This is a genomic window from Psychrobacter halodurans (assembly GCF_017498075.1).
GTDB lineage: Bacteria > Pseudomonadota > Gammaproteobacteria > Pseudomonadales > Moraxellaceae > Psychrobacter > Psychrobacter celer.
This window is the reverse complement of the sequence record NZ_JAGBKN010000029.1, coordinates 23,900-30,495: the sequence shown is the minus strand read 5'-3', so window position 1 is coordinate 30,495 and position 6,596 is coordinate 23,900. Positions and strand designations below refer to the sequence as shown.

Sequence of the window (6,596 nt, the reverse complement as noted above, 5' to 3'; positions counted from 1 at the left end):
TTTTAAATATGGCGCAGCGGACGGGACTCGAACCCGCGACCCCCGGCGTGACAGGCCGGTATTCTAACCAACTGAACTACCGCTGCTTAGGTCGTTTTAGCATCTTGCCTTTATAAAAGGCCCACTTGCTAATAAGTGGTGGGTGATGACGGATTCGAACCGCCGACATTCTGCGTGTAAGGCAGACGCTCTACCAACTGAGCTAATCACCCGCTCTGTGGGTGTGTATTATATAGATTTAGATATGGCTGTCAAACGATATTTTGATTATTTTAGCAAATAATCGAAAATATATTTTTAAGCCGTTGATTTATTGTCATAAAATCTAGAAAAACAACAGTGTTTTCTGTAAAACACTTATGATAGTTATCTGTTGTTTGAAGATTAAAAGCTACTATACTACTGAATGTTTTATAAAGGTCATTGATTTTATCTGAATGGTTGGAGGCGAGCATAGATACTTTTGCTATTGAACAGTACTTTACGACTTGGTCTTGGGGCGACTTTGCCGGACTGGGTCTGGTATTGCATATCGTGCTGATGATAGTAATGACGCTGCGTATCGTATCTGTGCAGCGCAATATCGGCGTGTCTATCGCTTGGGTTGCGGTTCTTTATACATTGCCGGTGTTTGGTTTTATCGCCTATATTTTGTTGGGTGAGCCGATGATTGGCCGCCGTTATCGTGAGCGGGTGGATCAAGCCAGTTTATTGATGAATGATATGGCACGGCGTGAGCATTTGGTGTTTGATCAAGGTCAAGAGCTGCTACCGCCCAACTATCGCGGTGTCAGTCAGATAGGGACGCGCTGGACAGGGTTTGGCGTGTTTCCAGATCACAATATGCAGCTGTTGACAGAGCCGAGTGCGATCTTTAACAGCTTAATCGATGATATCAATGCTGCTCAGCGGACTGTTTTTATGGAGTTTTATATTGTCTATCCAAAAGGGCAGGTGTTAGAGCTGATAGAGGCGCTGGCGGCGGCGGCGCGGCGCGGGGTAGAGTGTCATCTGTTGGCCGATAGTGTGGGCAGTTTTAGCTTTTTTAATAGCAGCGCGCATCGTACGCTTGAGCGGGCGGGGGTGTTTGTCCATCAGTCGCTTCCTGTGGGCTTATTTAAGACGCTCTTTAAGCGCTCTGATTTGCGCAATCATCGCAAGATTGTGGTGATTGATGAGTATATTGGCTATATCGGTAGCTTTAATCTGGTGGATCCAAGGTTTTTTAAACAAAACAAAAACGTCGGTCAATGGATTGATGTGGCGATTCGGGCGACCAGTCAGCAAGCGATTAGTATCGCGACGGCGATGGCAAAAGTGGTGGTGACCGATATCGGCGCCGAAAACAACGAAAACCTAGATGCGCTCAATCAGCGAGTCAATAACTATACGCGAAAGCTCTATGTGATGGATCCGACCATCAACGACTTAAACAGTCGTGTAAAAGTATTGGGTGATCACATTGATTATCACGAGCAGCCAGATATTGGCTCGACGTCGATTGTGATACCCAAAAAACCAATCGTAAAAGGCGTGTTGGCGCAGCTCATACCCTCAGCACCGCAAGTCACAGCGCATGTGATTTATAACACTTTGGTGACGGTCATTCATCGTGCCAATAAACGCATTCGCATTACCACGCCGTACTTTGTGCCTGATGAGGCGCTATCAGGAGCGCTGACCATCGCCGCAAAGCGCGGGGTCGAGGTGACGCTGATTGTACCGGAAAAGGTCGATTCGTTTTTGGTGCAGCATGCCTCACAAGCGTATTATCAAGAGCTGTTAGAGGCGGGGGTCAATATCGCTTTGTTTACAGGCGGGCTGTTGCATACCAAAACGGTGGTCGTCGATGATGACTATTGTCTCTTTGGGACGGTGAATATTGATATGCGCAGCTTTTATTTAAACATGGAGGTCAGCTTGGCGATTTATACGCCAGAGATGGTCGCACAGGTGGCAGACTGTCAAGAGGTGTATTTACAAAGCTGTCGCTATGTGAGTCTTGAGGCGTGGCAGCAGCGGCATGGTGCTGCGCGACTGTTTGATAACGTGGTGCGTCTGTTTAGTCCGTTATTGTAGCCTGTGGTATTTTAGGATAAGGTAAGCGGGCGCTCGCTGCCGCTTAGTAAGTGAGCAGGTTGATAAATGCGCTGTGTTACCGATTTTTGACTAAATTTTTGAATATTTAAATAAAGGACACGCTGGTTTATGGCTGCATCGCCCGTAACGCCCCTTGATTATATGGCAGCTGGCTATTGGCAGGATTTTTTGGCCAATCGTCCTATCGCAGGCGGTATGGCTTATGAAAGCCAGCTGCGCGCTTGTATGCTGGATGAGTCGCTGGCAAGCTTGCAGCGCGTCGATACCTTGCTGTCTCAGATACGCCGCGATCTGATCAAAACAGAGCGCTGGTCTGAAGAGATGCTGCTGGTTGATGAGCACTATCGCAATTTGATGGTGTTTTTGGCGTTTTATGCAGGTCGAGTGCTGGCGCAGCACTGGCAGCAGACGCCGCACTGGTACGGGCAGCTTGAATTAGGCAAGTGTTATCCTGAGCTTGCGCTCATTCGTGAGGATTTTTATCAGCATATGGCGGTCGTCTATCGTGAGGATAATAAGGCGACTGAGGGGACTGAGGCAGATAAGCCGCCGCTGTTTTTTGCGTTAGAGCCTATCGGGCTGCGGCTGTTTGGTCATATCGATCGCCCCTTTGTTGCTGTGCAAGGCGATCAGGTGGCAAGCGGACTGTATCAAGCGGTGAGCGCCAGATTGCCTGCGGCACATACGCCCAGCATTCATGGCACTGATGCACTCGATACCGCGCCATCTCTTACCAAAGACAGCATCACTACAAATAAGGACACTGACAGCCGCAATAGCGCTGCTGGCATCGATAGCATAGACCGCCAAGTCAGTATCGATGATGACACAAAAGCAGGCGCGCGCGTCAGTACCGCGAGCACGGCAGACAACCAAATTGCCTCCAGTGACGTATCGCGCAATAAAGCACAAACGCCAATCAGTAACTTATCCCATGACGCATCACTGATAACTGAATCTGCCTCGCCGCGCACTCTGCAACCAACACCTCAGCCTTCAACACCTCAATCATCCCAAGCACCCCAATCATTCCCAGAACCATTGGAACCACTGGCACCAAGCGCCAAACTATCACCTACGCCCGAGCTGTTTACTCAGCTAATGACTGAGCTAAAGGAAATTGAGGTCATGCAGAGCGCTGGCGAGTCAGACTATCAGCAAGCCAGTCGCATTCTAGAGCAGTTCGAGCAGTACATCGCCAAGCAAAACACACCGCGCGCGCAGGTGAAATTTGCCCCAAAGCATTTGGCTGTAAAAAAACAAGCACTACTCAAATTACAAACCGCAGCAGAGGCGGGTAATACTGCTGCCATGCTACGCTTGGCAATGTATGAGCTACTCGGCGAAGGCGTCACAGCCGAGACAGAGGCGGCGCTGGCAGCGGGCGCTGAATGGGTCAAACAAGCGGCAAGCAAAAACGACAGCCGTGGCCAGCGTCTGCTAAGTAAGATGTACTACCAAGGGCTGGGGGTGGCGCAAGATATCGACAATGGTAAATATTGGCTCGAGCAAGCGGCAAAAAATGGTCATACAGAAGCGGCAAGTGTGCTCGAGCAGTGGCAGCAAGCGCAAGCGCTGATCACCACCCAAAAACAAGAGCAGCATAGTAGCAAGCGCTATCAGCTGCTGCTTGCTGCTGTCGTTATGGTGGCGATACTGATATTTATCATTGTCTAACATACTTATGGCGGGCAGTGATTAAAGGCGTGTTGTTCAGTGTCAAATTGAGGTAGAATTGGCGCGTTTTTTATTACTATTTTGTCATCATTGATTCAATCGAAAAGTTCATAGCAGCCAAGTACAGACATATACGAGTGTATTGGTATGTGTAATACTTCAAGCGCGTTTAATACTGTCATTCTTTTATAGTGGATTGACCATATAATCTGATTCATTACCAATCTGGGCGACGCTATGTCATCTTCTCCTACGCCATCTGAGCACGTTTCGCAGAGATCTGATTCAGTATCAGGGCTTAATCATGCGGTGTATCAGCCGCCATTTTATTATCAATGTGCCATCAACATCCTAAAGCCCTTGTATCGACTGCAAGTATGGCGACGCTCGCACCAGCGCGACAACTATCAGCAAGAAGTGGCGCAGCGCTTTGGTAAGCATTATCCCTCACGTCCTATAGCTGTGAGCGATAATGTGACGCATCACGGCGTTATCTGGTGTCATGCGGTTTCATTGGGTGAGACCAATACGGTCGCGCCACTACTGGAGGCGTTATTGGCAGCGGGTTATCAGATATGGTTGACCAATACCACTCAGACGGGTTTTGCCCGTGGTGCCAGCCGTTTTGCTGATGAGATTGCCCAAGGCCAGATGAGCCATAGTTATGTGCCGGTCGATAGCCCTGTCGTGATTGAGACGTTTTTAGCCCATGTACAGCCTATAGCGGCATTGTTTGTCGAGACAGAGCTGTGGGCAAATATCTTATCTAAATTGGCCGAGCAGCGTATTCCCAGTATTTTGGTCAATGGTCGGCTCTCAGCGTCTTCTTTTGCCAGTTATCAAAAAATCGCTGCTGTCAGTCGTAGCATGATGAAAAACCTTACCTTAATCATCGCGCAAGACAATGAATCTGCTAAGCGCTTTCGGCAGCTCGGTGCCAGCAGTGCGCAAATCCGTGTGGCAGGCTCGCTAAAATGGGTCATTAATGCGCCAAAGCAGGACAGCAGCGCCAGTGAGCCGTGCGTAGATGAGCAAAGCAATACGCTGCACGATAGCATCAGCGATCAGATGAGTCTGGCCGAGCGATTTGGAGTCACCGGCCGTCCGATTTGGGTGGCGGCCAGCACTCACAGCGGCGAAGAAGAAATCGCCCTGTCACTACAGCAGCAATTGTTGTCACAGGCGGCACTGACCGATACGCTGCTTGTACTCGTGCCCAGACATCCTGAGCGCTTTGATGAGGTGGTCGAGCTCGTCAAAAAGTCGGCATTGACGATGGCACGGCGCAGTAGTGATGAGGCGATTGAGGCAGCCACGCAAGTGTATGTGGCAGATAGTATGGGCGAGCTGATGATATGGTATCAGCTTGCTGATGTGGCATTGGTCGGTGGCTCGCTTGTCGATATCGGCGGACACAATCCTGTGGAGCCGGCAAGTGTGGCCACGCCTGTCATCATGGGGCGCTATACGCAGTCGTGCCAAAGCGTGGTCGACAAGCTCGCTGAGGTTGGGGCGCTGTATCAGCCGTACAATGCTGTTTATCGTCCTGTGACGACCTCTCACGCGCATATCTCCCCTGACACGGCAGCACCAGCTAGTCTCACAGACGAGGCATGCGCGTCAGCCGCCCATACTGCTGGCGACATCCGTGCGGAAACCGCGCTGATTTACCAGCAGTTAGCCGCTTGGCTTTGTGATCTGGCACTGGCCAAACGGGCAGGGCGGGCAGGCGAGCGGCTGACCAGACAACAACAATCCGTACTGACCCGTCAAGTGACCATGATAGAAGAAGTGATTGCCCAGCAGTCGCATCAAGAGCCTTTATGAACTGTATCTTATTGCCCTGCGACAACTTTTCGGCAGACACCGCTTATATCGATGACGCGGCGCAAATCACGCACGTCACTCAAGTACTGGCCGCCGCCGCCGGAGATAGGCTAAAAATAGGCCAGCTCGGTGGCCAGCTCGGTACGGGGCAGATAGCAAGCATGCACTCTGATAAAATCGAGCTATGCGATGTACAGCTGAGCTGCGCGCCGCCCAAAAAGCTTGATTTGACGGTGGTGTTGGCGCTGCCACGCCCTAAGGTCTTACGTCGCCTAATCATGGATATGACGGCGCTAGGTGTGCGACATATCGTCCTGATTAATAGCTATCGCACCCAAAAAAGCTACTGGCAAAGCCCGATGCTCGATCGTTTGGATGAGTTTGTCTTAGAGGGGCTACAACAAGGCGTCGATACCATCGTGCCGCGCATCACGTTGGCCAAGCGTTTTAAGCCGTTTGTCGAAGATGAGCTGGCGGGCTTGATCACTTGCCGTGCCATCGTGGCGCACCCGTACAGCGCGCAATCATTTGCCCAATACGTCCAGCCGTCATCACTGGCGCTACCGAGCTTGGTTTGTATCGGTAGCGAGGGCGGCTGGATAGATTACGAGATTGACTTACTTGCCAAGCAAGGCTGTACAGCGGTCACCATTGGCCCACGTATCTTACGTACTGAGGCGGCAGTCAATGTCATCTTGGGTCAGTGGTTGCTCTAACTGCTATGTTTGTGTTGGGAAGACACGGCCTAGAAATACGGCAAAAATGAGCGGAGATGGGTGCTAAATCTCGCTCAAACAAATGTATTGATAATTAATCTCATTTCTATTAGTATGTTGTTTTCATATATTAGGGGTTATCAATCGTGAGTAACATAACTTGCTAGTAGCTGGCATGGCTATTTTGACATGTCTAACATGATTATTAATATCCTGTGTCAGCGATCCGCACTGCAGCAAGTGTTGTTATTGATAATATAACCATTTTATATCGTC

4 protein-coding genes and 2 tRNA genes are annotated in these 6,596 nt (G+C 50.0%); 4 read left to right on the top strand and 2 right to left on the bottom strand.

Features of this window, described 5'->3' with window-relative positions:
- Positions 1 to 9: 9 nt before the first annotated feature.
- Positions 10 to 86 (bottom strand) — tRNA-Asp (locus tag J3491_RS10695).
- A gap of 50 nt (positions 87 to 136) precedes the next feature.
- Positions 137 to 212: transfer RNA gene (locus J3491_RS10690), tRNA-Val, on the bottom strand.
- A gap of 211 nt (positions 213 to 423) precedes the next feature.
- Here J3491_RS10690 and J3491_RS10685 point away from each other — a divergent pair.
- From J3491_RS10685 to J3491_RS10670, 4 genes are all read left to right on the top strand, one after another.
- A complete protein-coding gene (locus J3491_RS10685) occupies positions 424 to 2,079 on the top strand; it encodes a cardiolipin synthase (RefSeq protein WP_243456356.1) in 1,656 nt (551 codons plus the stop codon).
- A 129-nt stretch (positions 2,080 to 2,208) separates the two neighbouring features.
- The gene (locus J3491_RS10680) at positions 2,209 to 3,777 is read left to right on the top strand and encodes a tetratricopeptide repeat protein (protein ID WP_207970205.1); all 1,569 of its coding nucleotides are present in this window, start codon (positions 2,209 to 2,211) and stop codon (positions 3,775 to 3,777) included.
- Between the two features lie 237 nt (positions 3,778 to 4,014).
- A complete protein-coding gene (locus J3491_RS10675) occupies positions 4,015 to 5,604 on the top strand; it encodes a 3-deoxy-D-manno-octulosonic acid transferase (RefSeq protein WP_207970204.1) in 1,590 nt (529 codons plus the stop codon).
- Positions 5,601 to 6,320 carry a 16S rRNA (uracil(1498)-N(3))-methyltransferase gene (locus tag J3491_RS10670; protein WP_207970203.1) on the top strand — a complete coding sequence of 240 codons (720 nt, stop codon included), beginning with the start codon at positions 5,601 to 5,603 and terminating at the stop codon, positions 6,318 to 6,320. Before J3491_RS10675 ends, J3491_RS10670 begins: the two co-directional genes overlap by 4 nt.
- Positions 6,321 to 6,596: the final 276 nt, after the last annotated feature.

Bases quoted from the DNA above. Each gene is read 5' to 3' on its own strand.
- J3491_RS10680 (WP_207970205.1), top strand. From the start codon at position 2,209: ATGGCTGCATCGCCCGTAACGCCCCTTGATTATATGGCAGCTGGCTAT.
- J3491_RS10675 (WP_207970204.1), top strand. From the start codon at position 4,015: ATGTCATCTTCTCCTACGCCATCTGAGCACGTTTCGCAGAGATCTGAT.
- J3491_RS10670 (WP_207970203.1), top strand. From the start codon at position 5,601: ATGAACTGTATCTTATTGCCCTGCGACAACTTTTCGGCAGACACCGCT.